The organism is Achromobacter sp. (assembly GCF_032102605.1).
GTDB lineage: Bacteria > Pseudomonadota > Gammaproteobacteria > Burkholderiales > Burkholderiaceae_B > Achromobacter.
Map to the genome: position 1 here is coordinate 40,484 of NZ_DAMDGT010000016.1, position 14,891 is coordinate 55,374.

Genomic DNA, 14,891 nt, shown 5'->3' on the forward strand with positions numbered 1-14,891 from the left:
CAACCTCCACTGTCCATCCAGATACCGGATCATTCCGGCGAGGATCATGCTAGCAAGGGGCCGTCCGCCGCCGGGCAACATTTTGTACGCCCGGAGATGCGCAAAATTGCGTGTCGTTTGCTACTCCTGACCGCAACGAACCGCCTGATGTCCCTCCCCGGATAACTCCAACTGCCCCCCGTGGCCGTTGGCGTCCGCGAACCGCCATTCGGCACGATCGCCCGCGATCAAGGTTCGGCAGCTATCATGGCTCATCTGCGGAGGCTCCATGACCCTGGCGCGCACTTACTTTTTCAACCGCACAAGCAGCGATATGCTTGCGGAGCTGTGCAGCAGGCAGGAAGATTTCTTTCTGGAAAACGTGGACGACCTGAATTCCGCCGTCGCTGGGATTCAGGCAATGCTGAGCGCAAAAGGGTTGAGCAGCGAGGTGGAGCATGCTCCGCTCAATTCGCCAGCCGGCTGGGGGGATCTGCTTTCCGCGACGGTGCCGGCGATCGGCCTGCTATCGGGACTGGCATCGGGACTTGCTCGCGTCGTCGGATCAGCGACGGGTCCATCCATCGATGTCACGCTGCGCCTGACGTCGGCCACGTCGTTAAGCGTGATTTTCGCCAGATCCAGGGCGCCTGACTGAGGCCAATCCCACGGCGAATTCGTCACAGATCGACCCGCCACAGCGAACTTGCCCAATCGCGTTCTGCCAAGCCGCCTTCTACCCAATCGCCTTCTGCAGCGCTCACCGATCGCTGCACCCAAACACCATTCGAATGGCGCAGGAAATGCAAAAGGCCGTTGGCGATAATCGCCAACGGCCTTTTTAATTTTGGTGGGCTGTGAGTGGCTCGAACACTCGACCTACGGATTAAGAGTCCGCTGCTCTACCAACTGAGCTAACAGCCCTGCAATTCACTCAGTCCCGATCCGCTATCCGGTTTGCGCCGTTGCGTTTCGTTATGTGTGTGCTGCGAAGAAGAAAGATTATATGGGCATTTTTTTGTTTGTGCAAGTCGGCCTGCAAAAATCTTCAGGCAGGCTGCGTTACGCCGCATACCCTCCGTCCACCGCCAAGCTCGCGCCCGTGATGTAGCGGCCTTCGGGGCCTGCCAGGAAAGCGACCATGCCGGCGATGTCGCGCGCTTCGCCGTAGTGCGACAGCGACAGCACGGCGACCATATTCGCGGCGCGGTCGCCACTGGCCGGATTCATGTCGGTGTCGATGGGACCGGGGTGCACCACGTTTGCGGTGATGCCGCGAGCGCCCAGGTCGCGCGCCAGCCCTTGCGTCAGACCGACCAGCGCCGATTTGCTTGCGGCGTATAGCGCCACGCCCGCCCGGCCCGCGCGGCCGGCCAGGCAACTTCCGATATTGATAATGCGCCCACCGTCCGGCATCGATGCCTGCGCCGCGCGAATGGCGACGAAAGGCGCGCGCACGTTGATGTCCATCGTGCGCTCATAGTCTTCCAGGCTGTTATCGCCGATGGCGCCGGTCAGGAAAATGCCGGCGTTGTTGACCAGCACGTCCACCGGGCCAAGCTCGCGGATGGACTCTTCGACTGCCCGGCGCACGGCGTCCGCATCCGCCGAGTCTGCCTGAATGGCCCGCGCGCGGCGCCCCTGTCCCGTCAGTTCCTGCACCAAGGCTTGCGCCGCCGCGGCGGACGATGCGCTCACGTAGGTAAAAGCCACGTCAGCGCCGTCGGCCGCCAGGCGGCGGACGATTGCGGCGCCGATGCCGCGGCTGCCGCCTGTCACGAAGGCGATTTTTCCAGTCAGGTTCTGCATTCTGCACCTCATTATGTAGTGATCGGTACAAATATCATCGCCGCGGCGCACCACTTGCGTCAACGATTTTTTTATCGATCAACACAAAATAGCCTGCGCGGGTAAAATCGCGGGCATGGCTGAACGTGGGCGTCCGCGCAACTTCGACCGGGCCCAGGCACTGCACAAGGCCATGGAAGTCTTCTGGTCGAAAGGGTACGAAGGAGCATCGCTGTCCGATCTGACGGAGGCGATGGGCATCAACTCGCCCAGTCTTTATGGCGCGTTCGGCTCCAAGGAAGGTCTGTTCCGCGAAGCGGTGGCGCTGTACCGCGACACCGAAGGCGGGTCCGGCCGGCGGGCGTTGCTGGCCGCGGCCACCGCGCGCGAAGCCATCGAATCGATGCTGCTGGCGTCCGCCGAACGCTTCACGGCGCCAGGCCTGCCGCCAGGGTGCATGATCGTGCTGGGCGCGCCGGCAGGCTGCGACAACCAGGCCGGCGTCAGCGATTTCCTGGGAGACAACCGCCGCGAGATGCAAAGCCGCATCCTCGCCCGCTTGACCGCGGGCGCCGCGCAAGGCGAGCTCCCGCCCGGCACGGACCTCAAGGGACTGGCGGCCTTCTACACGACCGTCCTGCATGGCATGTCGATCCAGGCGCGTGACGGCGCCAGCCGCAAGACCTTGCAGGCGGTGGCCCGGCAGGCGATGCGCGCCTGGGATGCGCTGACGGAAGATGCCGCGCCGCCGTCCGGTGTCCCCCCGGGCCGCAGCCGCAACTGACGGACGCCATCATGTTCCGCGTCGACCTGCGGCACCTCATCCTGTGGATCAGCCTGCTGTCGATCGTCGTGGTCCTGGCGGGCGGCCTGCACGCCAGCTACCTGGTGCAGCGTGATCTGCTGTTGCACAACGCAATGGACGCGAACCGCATCTATGCGTCCAAACTTGCGCTGACCACCGACGCGCTGTTGAACGACATCCGCCGCTACCTTTCGTACAGCGCCGACGAGCTGGCCGACATGGAAAGCAATCCTGCGCAGACGGCCGAGGAAACTCGGCGTCAAGAGCAGCAGATGGGCCATTTCAACTCAAGCTTTATCGCGTCGCCGCAAGGCAAGGCCCTGGCGGTGTCGCCGTCGTACCCGCAATTGCTGGGGCAGCAACTGACCAGCGACGCCGTCATGCAGGCGCTGGACGCCAGGCGGCCGACAATCAGCGAGCCCTTCCAGGCCCGGAACGGGCGGTGGCAGATCCTGTACACCCAACCCATCTTCTCGCGGGACTACCGGTACCTGGGCTTTATCGCGGGCTCGCTCTACCTGCACGAGGACAATGTGCTGGACCGCCTGCTCGACCAGCACTTCTACCGCGACAACTCCTATCTCTTCGTGATAGACCGCAAGGGGACGCTGATCTATCACCCCAACCGCGACCAATTGGGCAAGACCGCACCCGACAACGAGATTTTCGCTTCAGCCCGGCGCGGAGAAACCGGCGAAAGACGCTTCATCGATGACGAAGGCCGGGACATGCTGGCGGGCTACGCGCCCGTGCCCAGCACTGGCTGGAGCGTCATTGTCCAGCGGCCGGTGGCCAGCACGTTGCAGCCCCTTGGCGATCTGCTGTTCGCCACGGCGCGCAACACCTTGCCGTTGCTGCTGATCTCGGTGGTTCTGATCTGGCTGCTGTCGCGCTGGATCGCCCGCCCGCTTGGCGAGATGGCCAGCATCGCCAAGCGCATGCAGGATCCGGACTCTGCGGATCGCATCCGCGAGGTCCGCTCCTGGTATTTCGAGGCCGCCCAACTCAAGCGTGCCCTGCTGATGGGACTGGCGTCGATCCATCACAAACTGACCGATCTGCGCCGGGAAAACACGACGGACACGCTGACTGGCCTGTTGAACCGGCGCGGCATGGACGAAGCACTTGCCCTGTTGGAAGCAGAGGCCGCTCCCGTGGCAATCGTCGCGATAGACATCGATCACTTCAAGCACATCAACGACCGTTACGGCCACGCCGCCGGTGACCAGGCCCTGCAAGCGCTGGCAGGCGTGATGCGCGAAGGCTCCCGCAGTGGCGACGCATTGGCGCGCACCGGCGGCGAAGAATTCGTCATGCTGCTGCCATCGGCAAGCATGACCGCCGCCATCGCCATCGCGCAGCGGCTGCGCGATCGCCTTGCGTCGCGCGGTGCGCTGCCGCTGCCCACCCCGATCACCATTTCCGTGGGCGTGGCCAGCTATCCGGAGCATGGCGCGACGCTGGGTGCTGTGTTCCAGCGCGCGGACCGGGCGCTTTACCACGCCAAGAATCATGGGCGGGACGCGGTGTGCGCGGCGGACGACGACGCGCCGGAAGGCTGCCGGCTGGTGCCGCCGCCCTGACGTCATTTACGCTTGTCGGGAGCCGGCGCCTTCGGCGGCGTGCGCATCTGCTCCAGCATCGGGCCGCAAGCGTTCTCGTCCGTGGTGCTGGGCGCGATAAGCGCCAGCAGCCCGGCCGCCGGTGTCAGCAGCACGCCCAGCGCCACCATGCCCGCCCCCCGCGCGGCGAGCGGCGCCACGTGCACGCCCACGTCGGGCGATCCGAAGGTCCCGCGAACATACAGCGGAGAGCGCAGCGAGAAAATGCGGAAGCCCTTGCTGTCGGGCGAGATATCCAGGTCCATGGTCTCGTCCTTGAAGTTTGCCGTGCCGGTGATGGTGATCAGGGCATTATCGGTGTCGAATACGAACAGACGCGGCGTCAATACGCCCTTCTTCACCTCGAGATCCGCGGCGCCGCAATTGATCTGCACCTCATCGTCGCCGAACAGCTTCGAGACAACATAGTTGGCAACGTTCAGGCCGGCAAGCTCCATCAGGCTGCGGCTGATCACGCCGTCATTGACCAGCATTTTCACGTCGCCCGTTGCTGAACCCAGCAAGGCCGCAACCGAGTTGCCCGTTCCGCTGATCGCAAGGTCGCCGTTCAATTCGCCCAGGGTCTTCTGCATGGATTCCGTCGCGGGGAACAGCTGCTTGAGCTGAAGGCGGCGCGCCCGCATTTCGACGCGGCCAGTGAGCGGAGAATTCGCGCCGTCCAGCCGCGCCGTGGCGCTCATGCTTCCGCCCGCCATCCCGAAACGCAAGGGATCGAGCGTAAGTTTTCCATCCTGCAACACGACGTGCACGGACAAGTCCGACAGCGGCAGCTTGCTGTCGTGAATGATGCGCGCCCCCTCCAGCGCCACGTCCGCATCCATGTCGCGCCACCGGTCCGTGCGGAATTCCTGCGTGGGCAGGACCTTTCCGCCCTTGGGCTTGGCGGGCGCATCCTTGGACTTGTCCACCGCGGCTCGCGAGCCGCCGCCGGACGGCACGCCGATCAGGGGGCCAAGATCGTCCATCCGCAACAGCTTGGACGACAGCTTGCCGGTCAGCTTGGGCCGCGGGGCGCCCAGCGCGAACGTGATGTCGCCGTGCAGGTCGCTGTTGCCGACCTTGCCGTTGAAACCCTTGTACTCAAACACCGCGCCGCCCGGATTCTGCAGTTTCGCCACGAGATGGCCGTCCGTGGAGTACGGTGGCGTGTCCGGCAGCGTCACGCCAGTCAGCGGATAGAGCTGCGACATGGACGAGCCCGACAGCTTCAAGTGCAGATCCAGCGCTCCCAGGTTCACCGGATCGGTCAGCGTGCCCGCAACCGACGCCCGAGTTCCGCCGATAGCGACATCGGCCTGCAGGGGAAAGGGCTGTTTGGGATCCTGCAGCGCCAGCATGCCGCCGACCTTGCCCTCGCCTTTGGTCGACAACCCCTTGAACTTGCCATCGACCTTCCAGCCAAACACGTAGTCGCGCGGCGCCGGCGCCGATCCGTCTTGCGGCACAAACGATTTCCCCGCCACATCCGCGAACGGCACCGGTTTGCCCAACGGGTCGACCAGCACGGTCAGGTCCGCCTTCAGGACGTCGTCGACAAATCCCACGCGGCCTTTATCGAAGCCGATTTCATTGATATCCAGCACCCAAGGCGACGGCTCGCCCGTTTCCGGCAGCGTGAAGACCCAATTGGCCCGGCCGTCCTCCAGCCGCTGGAGGTCCGCAGCCGGCTCTGTCAATTGAATACGGCGGATGACCACGCGCTGACCCAGCAGCGGCAGGAGCGCCAGGCTGAACTCGCCCCGCTTCAGGGTGGCGAAATTCGGCGCCTTGGCCCACGACGGGTTGCCGATCGAAATATCGTTCGCGATCACGCGCGGCCAGGGCACCCAGGATCTCCAGCCCCCTTCACCCTGCTCACGCCCCCACTTCACGCTCAGGTCGCCATTGATAGCAAAGGGGCGGCCCATGGCGGCGCTGGCACGCTCATTGATCATGGGCTTGGCGCGGTTCCAGTCGAACGTGGCGATCACCACCACCAATACCGCCACCAGCAGGGCAATGCCCCCTACAATCCCGATCGCTATTTTTCTTGTTCGCGTCATGGTTACTATCCTTGGCGTTGCTGCCGGCCAACCGACGCCGGCTGTGATATCCACCCAAGGGTATCGCGGCCCGCAGCGCTGTTCGGGCGTGGCGACGCCATAATGTATGTGGATTTTTCAGTGTGGCGCGCCTGCGTATCCTTGCCCGGCACGCTCGTCCACCACGGTGCACAGCACATAGCGTGCCTGGACAGCTCTGCGACGTTACAAAGAGAGACGACTCGGGCGGACAAAAGCAAACCTGAATGCCTCGATTCGCTGAATTTTTGACACGCGCGCGGCTCAAATGCCCAAAATGATTGAATCCGCACCTGCCCCGGGCGGATGGCAGAACAACCTGGAGGCCCGATGCGGCATTCAACCGTAGTCTTCGTGTTGGCGGCGTTCGCGCTGCTGACGCTCAGCCGCCTGGCGCTCGCGCTATGGCAATGGCAGCGCGTGCGCAACGCCGGCGGCCTGTGGCCCCTGCTGCTGCGAGGGCTGCGCATCGATGCGCACCAGATCGCCGTGCTGGCCGCCCTGCCGGCCGTGCTTTCACCCCTGTTCGGCCATCTGCCCGTCGCCGCCACGATCGCATCGGTCTGGTATTTCGTCGCCCTCGTCCTCCTGGCTTTCCTGGAAGTGGCGACGCCGCCCTTCATCGTGGAATACGACTCCCGTCCCAACCGGCTGTTTGTCGAATACCTGAAGCACCCGCGCGAAGTCTCGGGCATGCTGTGGCGCGGCTACAAGGGCGCTTTGGTGGGCGGTCTGGCCGCGCTGGCGCTGATCGGCTGGGGCGCCTATGCCCTGCTGGGCGACGCGCGTCCGGATGCGCCCCTGACCTGGTGGCAGATGCCGCTGGCCAGCGTGGCGATCCTGGCGGTGGTCATCCTGGCGATCCGCGGCACCCTTGGCCACCGCCCCATCAACCCGTCATCGGTCGCCTACAGCGCCGACGGCATGCTCAATACCCTGGCGCTCAATTCGCTCTACAACGTCTTCTATGCGGTCTACAGCATGAAGAACGAAAAGTCGGCGTCCGCGGTCTACGGCGGCATGAACGACGACAAGATGCACCAACTGGTGCTGGCGCAGGCCGGACTGCCCTACCCTCCGCCCAATCCCGACTTCCCCAGCCTGCACCGCCAGCCGGCCACGCGCAAAACCTCGCGTCCCCTGAATCTGGTGATCATTCTTGAAGAAAGCCTGGGTGCGCAGTACAGCGCCGACCTGGGCGGCGCCAACCTCACGCCGGAGCTGGACGCCTTGGCGCGCGAGGCCTGGACCTTCACCCGCGCGTACGCCACGGGCACGCGATCGGTGCGCGGCTTGGAGGCCGTGACTACCGGTTTTCTGCCCACGCCCGCGCAGGCGGTGCTGAAGCTGCCGCGGTCGCAACGCGGCTTTTTCTCGCTGGCCGACTTGCTGGGCCGCCATGGCTACCATTCGCGCTTCATCTACGGCGGCGAGGCGCACTTCGACAACATGAAGGGCTTCTTCCTGGGCAACGGCTTCAGGCAGATCGTGGACCGCGCCGATTTCATCGATCCCGCTTTCGTCGGCACCTGGGGCGCCTCTGACGAAGACATGTTCAATGAGCTGGATCGACTGCTGCGCCAGGACGCCGACCAGCCCACCTTTACGCTGGCCTTCAGCGTATCGAACCATTCGCCGTGGGAATACCCGACCGGCCGCATCGAGACCGACGGCAACCCCGCCACGGTGGAAAACACGGTGCGCTACGCTGACTGGGCGCTGGGACGGTTCTTCGAGCGCGCCAAGGCATCGCCGTATTGGGAGAACACCGTATTCCTGGTGGCGGCGGACCACGACTCGCGCGTCTTCGGCGCCAGTCTGGTGCCGGTACGGCACTTCCACATTCCGGCCGTGATCCTGGGGGCCGGCATCGAGGCGCGGCGCGACGATCGCCTGATCAGCCAGATCGACCTGCCCCCGACCCTGCTGTCGCTGATCGGCGTGGACACCGAGCATCCGATGATCGGCCACGACTTGACGCGCAGCACCCCCGGCCGGGCCATCATGCAATACGACAACACCTACGGCTATCTGAAGGAAGACAAGCTGCTGGTGATGGCGCCCAACAAGCCTCCTGTGCAGTACCACTACACCGCGCCGGAAGAGTACGCGCCGGCGCCGCTGGACGCCGGCCTGGCCACCGAGGCGCTGGCCCATGCCCTGTGGCCAAGCTGGGCCTATCGCGAGGGCCGCTACAGCCTGCCCGGGCAAGCGCCGACGCAATCGGCCGCTGAAGGCCAGCGCGCGAACTGAAAACGCTACGGAAGGCCAGCGCGCGAATTGAATTGTGCAGTGGCCGAATGGGTGGCGGGGCAGCCGCCGCCCGGATAGCCGTCAGGCAGTCGGCGCGCGGTTTGCCTGTGGCGCCGGCCGCACGAAAGCCTTGCGCTTTTTTTCGATGACGGCATGGCAGTGGCAATCGGGGCTGTGGTCGTTGACCATGCCCACGGATTGCATGAAGGCATAGACGGTGGTGGGCCCGACGAATTTCCAGCCGAGCTTCTTGAGGGCCTTGGACAGCGCCGCGGATTGGTCGGACGACGAGGCGCCAAGGGTGGACGCGGCGTCTGCGGGGGCTTCGTACCGCCAGAAATACGCGGCCAGCGAGCCCTCGGTTTCGATCATTTCCAGCGCGCGGGCGGCATTGTTGATCATGGCTTCGATCTTGCCGCGGTGACGCACGATGCCCGCATCGGCCAGCAGTGCCTGCACTTCCTTTTCGCCGAATGCCGCCAGCCTTGCGGGTTCAAAGTTGGCGAAGCCTCGGCGAAAGGCGTCCCGCTTGTTCAGGATGGTGCGCCAGCTGAGGCCCGACTGAAAACCTTCAAGGCAGAGCTGTTCGAACAGTGCGCGGTCGTCGGCTTCGGGGCGCCCCCATTCGGCGTCGTGGTAAGCCATGTATTCAGCGGACGTATCCACCCAGCCGCAACGGGCAAGACCATCGGGAAAATCGGTTTTGGCGTGCACGGAAGGCTCCTGAAGGCTGAAGGGTTACCGATGCTACTCCAGCAACGTCCCTGAAAAAAGTCGTAGCGGCCGCAGCTCATATCCAGCTACTATTTCCGGCCCTGATTCCGCGCCGGCCCGCCGCGCGCGCCCCGGATCAGCACGGCCGGCCGACGCCTAGCGGCTTGCGTCGCGCCATTGGACCGGGAGCCGGACAGGCCCATCCCGGACTTCCCTCCAATGTCCCTGACACAGACTTCCCTAATCTCGTTCGTCTCCCCCGCCGTCCTGGCCGGCGACGACCCGGCCGCCAATCCCTGTCTGGACTGCGGCGCCTGTTGCGCGCACTTTCGCGTGTCCTTTTACTGCGGAGAGCTGGCCGGCGAAAACGGCGGGCGCGTGCCGCTGGACCTGGTGACGCAGATGAGTCCGCTGCGGGCCTGCATGAAAGGCACGGAGATGGGCGGCGGCCGCTGCATCTCGCTGCGCGGTGAACTGGGCAAGCCCGGCATCCACTGCGCCATCTACGAGGACCGCCCCACGCCTTGCCGGGAATTCGACATATGGATGCCGGACGGTTCGCCCAATCCGGACTGCCAGCGCCTGCGCATGAATCTGGGCCTGGCTCCCGTGCCGCCAAGGCCCGACGCCGAGAACGACCCGCAAGGCCCGATGCATCCCGACCAGCCCGCCGCGGCCTGATCCACCTGCCCGCGCCCTGCCGCGCGGGCAGGCGCGCTATGCCCGGTCCGCGAGATAGCGGGTGGGCGTCGTGCCGAAGGCGGTGCGAAAACTGCCGATGAACGCGCTGGTGCTTTCGTAGCCCACCGAGAGCGCGGCCTGCGTGACCGACCCGCCTCGAAACAGCATTTCCAGCGCCCGCAGCAGGCGCGCCTGGTGGCGCCATTGCCCCAGTGTCACGCCGGTTTCCTGGCGGAAGCGGCGCATCAAGGTGCGCGAAGACATGTTCAACCGCTGGGCCCATTCGTCGATGCCGGCGGTGTCGTCGGGCGTGTCCAGCAGCGTATTCGCCAAGTCCTGCAGGCGCGGATCCGCGGGCATCGGCAGCGGCAGCGGCAGGGACGCTTCCCCATCATGCTGCCGAAGTTCCTCCAGCAGCACCTCGAACAGCTGGACCTGGTAGGCCGACGGCATGTCATGCCAGGCGCCGCTGGTAAACCGATCGATGAGCGCTTCGATCAATTTGGACGACGGCCAGGACCGGCAGTACGGCGGCAGGCGACCGCAGACTTCCGGGTGGACGTGCACGAACGATCCGCGCGCTTCGCCGAACCAGCGCGCCCCATGCTGCACGCCGGGCGGTATCCAACTCAGGCAGCTTGGCAGCACCGTCAAGACCCTGGCGCCCGACTGCACCATGATCAGCCCCTCGTGGACCAGCACCAGCATGCCCTCTTCGTGGACGTGCGCGGGCACCGCGATGCCTTTGGATTCGCGGCGCCTGCGCACGCTGAACGGCGTCAGCAGGACATCGGGCAACGCGGGCGCGGAGGCCGTTTGAAGCATGGTTGGCAGGTTTGAGCTACAGGTTGACGGGTTCCCGTTAGCGGGTCCATTTGAAAATGTACATCATTCTCATCAATCGGGCATCAGCCCCCCGAATGGAGAATTTTCATGGATCACACACGGCTGCGCGACGCCGGCATCAAAGCCACCTTCCCCCGGCTGAAGATTCTGGACATCTTCTACCGCCACACCGATCAGCACATGAGCGCCGCGGATATCTACCGCACGCTCATCTCTGACCGCAGCAATATTGGCCTTGCCACGGTTTACCGCGTGATCACGCAACTTGAGCACGCCGGTCTGCTCAAACGAACTCAGCTCGATACGCACACCACCGTATTCGAGCTCAACGACAAAGGGCATCACGACCACCTGGTCTGCACGCGCTGCGGCCAGATCCAGGAGTCCAGCGATCCCGCCATGGCGCAACTGGTCAGAAAGATCGCCAGGCGCTGCGGCTTCGAGCTGGACTCATACAGCCTGGTGCTCTACGGCAGTTGCGGCTGCGCCAAGGAGGCGCCCGCCCTACACGGAGAATTCGAATGAACCACGATCACTTTTTCTTCCATGACCTATCCCAGTTTCCCATCGTGACCGCCCGTCACGGCAGTGCGCCGCAGGGCTATTCGGCCAGCTGGATCCGGGAAATGGAGTTGCTGGTGGACAATCCGCGCACTTTCGTGATGGTGGTCCCCGACATGCAGATCGAGGCCGCGCACGAAGACCGCAAAGCCATGATCGAGTGGCAGACAGCCAACATGCCGCGCCTGAAAGCGCGCTGCCGGGCGTTCATCGCCGTGGAACGGGATGCTGGATCACTGGAAAAGCTGCGCAAGCGCGGCGAAAAGATGGCCCATGCATTCGGCATGCCGTTCCTGGCGGTCGCCACGCCGGGCGAGGCCGTCCAGTGCGCCCGCGAACTGCTCGGACAGGCCGGGCCGGGCGGCTTCTACGTGGACTAGCGCCTGCTGGGCTTCGGGGCGGGACCGGCCGGGGCGCGACGCAAATTTAAGAGTTGGCGCGCCGGGCCGTTGTTCAAGGCAGGCGCCGTCAACCGCGCAGCCTTTCCCGCCCCTCCCGCACCCGATGCCCCGACACATGAACCACGCCCTAGCCTGCCAGTTTTGCCGATCGACGCTTGCCCAGGGCGCGGCGCTGCTTGAACAGAATGGCGCAGCCATCTGCAAGGACTGTGTCGACCAGTTCTCGGCCCGGTTCGCCGAAAGGGCTTGGGCCATGGCTGCGACGCCCGAAGAGCAACTGGACGTGCTGCTGGACGAAAGCAGGCGTGCGCTGGAGCAGAGCGAAACCTTGGCCGAAAGGGCGCGCTGCTGCGGACTGAGCCTGCACGAGCTGTCGGCGGCATTTCCGGCGCGGACGCTGTCCTGACGCTGCCGGCGGGCGGGCCTCCGGTGCGACGGCCCCCAGTGCGCCGTTTCAGAACGAACCCAGCGCGCCACCCAACGCGATGACAGCGGCCAGCGCCACGATGGGACCGACAATACCCACCACCACGATGTTCATGTAGCCCTCACGGTGGCTGGATCCGCACACCGCCAGCAGCGTCACCACCGCGCCGTTGTGCGGCAGGCTGTCCAGCGTGCCCGCGCCGATCACCGACACGCGGTGCATCAGCGCCGGATCGATCCCCAGCGACTGCGCCAGCTCCATATACGTGCTGGCGAGCGACTGCAGCGCAATGGTCAGTCCGCCCGAGGCCGATCCGGTCAGGGCCGCGAGCACATTGGTGGCCACGGCCAGGGACACCAGGGGTCCGCCCTCGATGGACAGCACCCAGTCGCGTACCGCGGCAAACGATGGCAGCGAAGCGACGACCGCGCCAAAACCCACCAGGCTCGCAACGCTCAACAACGGCAAGGCGGAAGCGTTCACGCCGGCGTCCATGGTGTCGCGCAGCGACGGCAGGCGCCGGAAGTTCAGCGCCACCAGTACCGCGATGGCGGCGAGCAGCGCCGTGATCACCGACCAGACCCCGCCGACGGCGGCCAGGCTGGTGCCGCCCCAGCGCGGCTCGACCAGCCACGCCGTGTCCATCCGCGGCAGCACCACCAGGGTCATCAACAGATTCACCAGGATGACGACGACCAGAGGCGTGGCGGCCACCAGGACGGACGGCGCATCCGGGCTGCGCTGTCCGTGATGGATTTCGGCGGGATCGAATTCGCGGGCTACGGTGGCGCGTTCTCGCACCACCACGTCTTCGGACACGTCCACATCCATGCCCGCGGGTGCGACGTAGCCCTCGCCCCCGCGTCGCGCCGACGCTTCCGCGCGCGCGAGCCACCACAGGCCGAACCCCAACATGATCACGCTTGCAATGATGCCCAGGCCCGGCGCGGCAAACGGCGTGGTGGAAAAGAACGGCATGGGGATCGCGTTCTGCACGGCGGGTGTGCCGGGCAATGCGGTCATCGTGAACGTGGACGTGCCCAACAGGATGGCCGCAGGCATCAGGCGCACCGGAATGCCCGCCGTTCGAAACAGCGCGTGCGCCATGGGCGCCAACACGAAAAAGGCGACGAACAGGCTGACGCCGCCGTAGGTCACGATGGCGCCCGCCAGCACTACCGCCAGGATGGCGCGCCGTGCGCCCAGCTTGGCGGTCATGAAACCCGCGATGGCCGTGACGGACCCGCTGTCGTCCATGAGCTTGCCGAACAGCGCCCCCAGCAGGAACAAAGGGAAGAACTGCGCGACGAAGCCAGCCGCGCCCCCCATGAACGTCTGCGTCCAGTGCGCCAACAGGGGCTCGCCCGACGCCGCGGCGGTAACGATGGCTGCCGCCGGCGCCAGCAGCAGGATGCTCCAGCCGCGATACGCCAGCCAGATCAGCAGTACCAGGGCGAGCAGGATGCCGAAGAGTCCCATGATCAGACCTCGCCCAGCATTTCGTCGATGTCCAGCGTCGACCGTTTGCCCAGGTCATGGCTATGGGCCGCCAGAAATTGGTCCGCCGCCTTCCTGCCCTCGTCGCGCAGCATGCAGAGAAACGGCCATTCCGCGTTGAGCTTGGACGAATACCCCAGATCCACCATGATGTCGGACGACACCCGGTGGATACGCATCCCCGCCCACATCGCCCCTTCGCCGCTGCCCGGGTCGGCCACCTGGCGCAGCAAAGCGATCATGCGCAGCTCTTTGAGCAGCGACGCGTTGAACGTCACCTCGTTCAGGCGGTTCATGATCTCGCGCGCGCTGCTGGGCAGCCCGGGACGCTCGACCGGATTGATCTGCACCAGGATGGTGTCGTGCGATTCGCATTCGCGCACGAGCGGCGTAATGGTGGGGTTGCCGCTGTAACCGCCGTCCCAGTATGGGTCGTCGTCGATCATCACCGCGCGGAACATCGTGGGCAGGCAGGCCGATGCCAGCAGCACATCAGCGTTCACCTCCGCGTTCTTGAACACGCGGCCGCGGCCCGTACGCGCGTTGGTCGCCGTGATGAAGAGATGGATGGGAGCCCGCGCCAGCTCGTCGAAATCGATGACGTCCCGCAGGATGTCGGCCAGCGGATTGAATCCGGACGCGCTGAGGTCATAAGGGGAAAACACCCGCGACGCCAGGTCGAAGGCGACGAACATGGGTGAGTTGTCCAGGGACCACGAGCCCATCAGCACATCGAGCGGGCTGCGGCGAAACGGGCTGAACTGGGCGGCGTCCGACACGCGGCGCCAGAAGTCTTCGAGCGCGGCGCGGGCGCCGTCTGCGCCCCCGCGCGCATGCCCCAGCACCAGCACGGCGGCATTCATGGCGCCGGCGGACGTGCCCGAGATGCCGTCGATGCCCAGCCAGGGCTCTTCCAGCAGGCGGTCCAGCACCCCCCATGTGAATGCGCCGTGCGCGCCTCCGCCCTGCAAGGCAAGGTCGATCAGCAGGGGCGCGCGTGCATTTGCTGACGCTTTGGATCGGGCCACGGCGGTACTCCTTGCGGGAAGCAAAGGGGTGAGCTTGCGATCTTGATGCCTGCGATATGAACTATGTTGCGGCGCACATACCGTACGGCCGTTATACGCGATGGCCTGGAAAAACGGAAGCCTCCTGATACGCCCACGCCAGTCGGTTGGTTATGAGGCCGTCTGGCAATAAGAACGTAGGCGACCCTGCGCCCGCCGGGGCATAGGAGTTGCTGTCCCAGCGCCATGG

Annotated in this window: 14 protein-coding genes and 1 tRNA gene; 8 read left to right on the plus strand and 7 right to left on the minus strand. The window is 65.3% G+C overall.

Annotated features, from left to right (window positions below; translation table 11 throughout):
* Positions 1–268 precede the first annotated feature (268 nt).
* Positions 269–637, plus strand: coding sequence for a hypothetical protein (locus RT614_RS24990; RefSeq protein ID WP_313624864.1), 369 nt, complete (start codon positions 269–271; stop codon positions 635–637).
* Positions 638–827: 190 nt separating this feature from the next.
* On the opposite strand, the gene RT614_RS24995 is transcribed toward RT614_RS24990, so the two are convergent.
* Positions 828–903, minus strand: a tRNA-Lys gene (locus RT614_RS24995).
* A gap of 138 nt (positions 904–1,041) precedes the next feature.
* Complete coding sequence (locus tag RT614_RS25000; protein WP_313624865.1) at positions 1,042–1,788, minus strand: 3-oxoacyl-ACP reductase family protein; 747 nt, start codon at positions 1,786–1,788, stop codon at positions 1,042–1,044.
* Between the two features lie 115 nt (positions 1,789–1,903).
* Between RT614_RS25000 and RT614_RS25005 the strand changes: the two genes are divergently transcribed.
* Together RT614_RS25005 and RT614_RS25010 are read left to right on the plus strand one after the other, a co-directional pair.
* Positions 1,904–2,551, plus strand: a complete 648-nt coding sequence (locus tag RT614_RS25005; protein WP_313624866.1) for a TetR/AcrR family transcriptional regulator — start codon at positions 1,904–1,906, stop codon at positions 2,549–2,551.
* Positions 2,552–2,562: 11 nt separating this feature from the next.
* The gene (locus RT614_RS25010) at positions 2,563–4,155 is read left to right on the plus strand and encodes a sensor domain-containing diguanylate cyclase (RefSeq protein WP_313624867.1); all 1,593 of its coding nucleotides are present in this window, start codon (positions 2,563–2,565) and stop codon (positions 4,153–4,155) included.
* Positions 4,156–4,157: 2 nt separating this feature from the next.
* On the opposite strand, the gene RT614_RS25015 is transcribed toward RT614_RS25010, so the two are convergent.
* Positions 4,158–6,236: an AsmA family protein gene (locus tag RT614_RS25015; RefSeq protein ID WP_313624868.1), complete on the minus strand. Its 2,079-nt coding sequence runs from the start codon at positions 6,234–6,236 to the stop codon at positions 4,158–4,160.
* A gap of 348 nt (positions 6,237–6,584) precedes the next feature.
* Here RT614_RS25015 and RT614_RS25020 point away from each other — a divergent pair, with 348 nt between their 5' ends.
* Positions 6,585–8,507, plus strand: a complete 1,923-nt coding sequence (locus RT614_RS25020) for an LTA synthase family protein (RefSeq protein WP_313624869.1) — start codon at positions 6,585–6,587, stop codon at positions 8,505–8,507.
* A gap of 81 nt (positions 8,508–8,588) precedes the next feature.
* On the opposite strand, the gene RT614_RS25025 is transcribed toward RT614_RS25020, so the two are convergent.
* On the minus strand, positions 8,589–9,221 hold the full coding sequence (locus RT614_RS25025) for a DNA-3-methyladenine glycosylase I (protein WP_313624870.1): 633 nt from the start codon (positions 9,219–9,221) through the stop codon (positions 8,589–8,591).
* Positions 9,222–9,440: 219 nt separating this feature from the next.
* Here RT614_RS25025 and RT614_RS25030 point away from each other — a divergent pair, with 219 nt between their 5' ends.
* Complete coding sequence (locus tag RT614_RS25030) at positions 9,441–9,902, plus strand: YkgJ family cysteine cluster protein (protein WP_313624871.1); 462 nt, start codon at positions 9,441–9,443, stop codon at positions 9,900–9,902.
* A 36-nt stretch (positions 9,903–9,938) separates the two neighbouring features.
* On the opposite strand, the gene RT614_RS25035 is transcribed toward RT614_RS25030, so the two are convergent.
* Positions 9,939–10,727, minus strand: coding sequence for an AraC family transcriptional regulator (locus tag RT614_RS25035; RefSeq protein ID WP_313624873.1), 789 nt, complete (start codon positions 10,725–10,727; stop codon positions 9,939–9,941).
* 108 nt (positions 10,728–10,835) lie between these two features.
* Between RT614_RS25035 and RT614_RS25040 the strand changes: the two genes are divergently transcribed.
* The 3 genes from RT614_RS25040 to RT614_RS25050 all read left to right on the plus strand — a co-directional run bounded on the left by RT614_RS25040 (position 10,836) and on the right by RT614_RS25050 (position 12,116).
* Positions 10,836–11,273, plus strand: coding sequence for a transcriptional repressor (locus RT614_RS25040; RefSeq protein WP_313624874.1), 438 nt, complete (start codon positions 10,836–10,838; stop codon positions 11,271–11,273).
* Entirely contained in the window at positions 11,270–11,689 is a 420-nt protein-coding gene (locus RT614_RS25045; protein WP_313624876.1) for a hypothetical protein, read from the plus strand. Before RT614_RS25040 ends, RT614_RS25045 begins: the two co-directional genes overlap by 4 nt.
* 136 nt (positions 11,690–11,825) lie before the next feature.
* Positions 11,826–12,116, plus strand: a complete 291-nt coding sequence (locus tag RT614_RS25050) for an MSHA biogenesis protein MshH (protein WP_313624878.1) — start codon at positions 11,826–11,828, stop codon at positions 12,114–12,116.
* A gap of 48 nt (positions 12,117–12,164) precedes the next feature.
* Here the strand turns inward: RT614_RS25050 and RT614_RS25055 are convergent, their stop codons facing one another.
* Positions 12,165–13,616, minus strand: a complete 1,452-nt coding sequence (locus RT614_RS25055; protein ID WP_313624880.1) for a GntP family permease — start codon at positions 13,614–13,616, stop codon at positions 12,165–12,167.
* A 2-nt stretch (positions 13,617–13,618) separates the two neighbouring features.
* The gene (locus RT614_RS25060; protein WP_313624882.1) at positions 13,619–14,662 is read right to left on the minus strand and encodes a patatin-like phospholipase family protein; all 1,044 of its coding nucleotides are present in this window, start codon (positions 14,660–14,662) and stop codon (positions 13,619–13,621) included.
* Positions 14,663–14,891 lie beyond the last annotated feature (229 nt).

Bases quoted from the DNA above. Each gene is read 5' to 3' on its own strand.
- RT614_RS24990 (WP_313624864.1), top strand. From the start codon at position 269: ATGACCCTGGCGCGCACTTACTTTTTCAACCGCACAAGCAGCGATATG.
- RT614_RS25000 (WP_313624865.1), bottom strand. From the start codon at position 1,788: ATGCAGAACCTGACTGGAAAAATCGCCTTCGTGACAGGCGGCAGCCGC.
- RT614_RS25005 (WP_313624866.1), top strand. From the start codon at position 1,904: ATGGCTGAACGTGGGCGTCCGCGCAACTTCGACCGGGCCCAGGCACTG.
- RT614_RS25010 (WP_313624867.1), top strand. From the start codon at position 2,563: ATGTTCCGCGTCGACCTGCGGCACCTCATCCTGTGGATCAGCCTGCTG.
- RT614_RS25015 (WP_313624868.1), bottom strand. From the start codon at position 6,236: ATGACGCGAACAAGAAAAATAGCGATCGGGATTGTAGGGGGCATTGCC.
- RT614_RS25020 (WP_313624869.1), top strand. From the start codon at position 6,585: ATGCGGCATTCAACCGTAGTCTTCGTGTTGGCGGCGTTCGCGCTGCTG.
- RT614_RS25030 (WP_313624871.1), top strand. From the start codon at position 9,441: ATGTCCCTGACACAGACTTCCCTAATCTCGTTCGTCTCCCCCGCCGTC.
- RT614_RS25035 (WP_313624873.1), bottom strand. From the start codon at position 10,727: ATGCTTCAAACGGCCTCCGCGCCCGCGTTGCCCGATGTCCTGCTGACG.
- RT614_RS25040 (WP_313624874.1), top strand. From the start codon at position 10,836: ATGGATCACACACGGCTGCGCGACGCCGGCATCAAAGCCACCTTCCCC.
- RT614_RS25045 (WP_313624876.1), top strand. From the start codon at position 11,270: ATGAACCACGATCACTTTTTCTTCCATGACCTATCCCAGTTTCCCATC.
- RT614_RS25050 (WP_313624878.1), top strand. From the start codon at position 11,826: ATGAACCACGCCCTAGCCTGCCAGTTTTGCCGATCGACGCTTGCCCAG.
- RT614_RS25055 (WP_313624880.1), bottom strand. From the start codon at position 13,616: ATGGGACTCTTCGGCATCCTGCTCGCCCTGGTACTGCTGATCTGGCTG.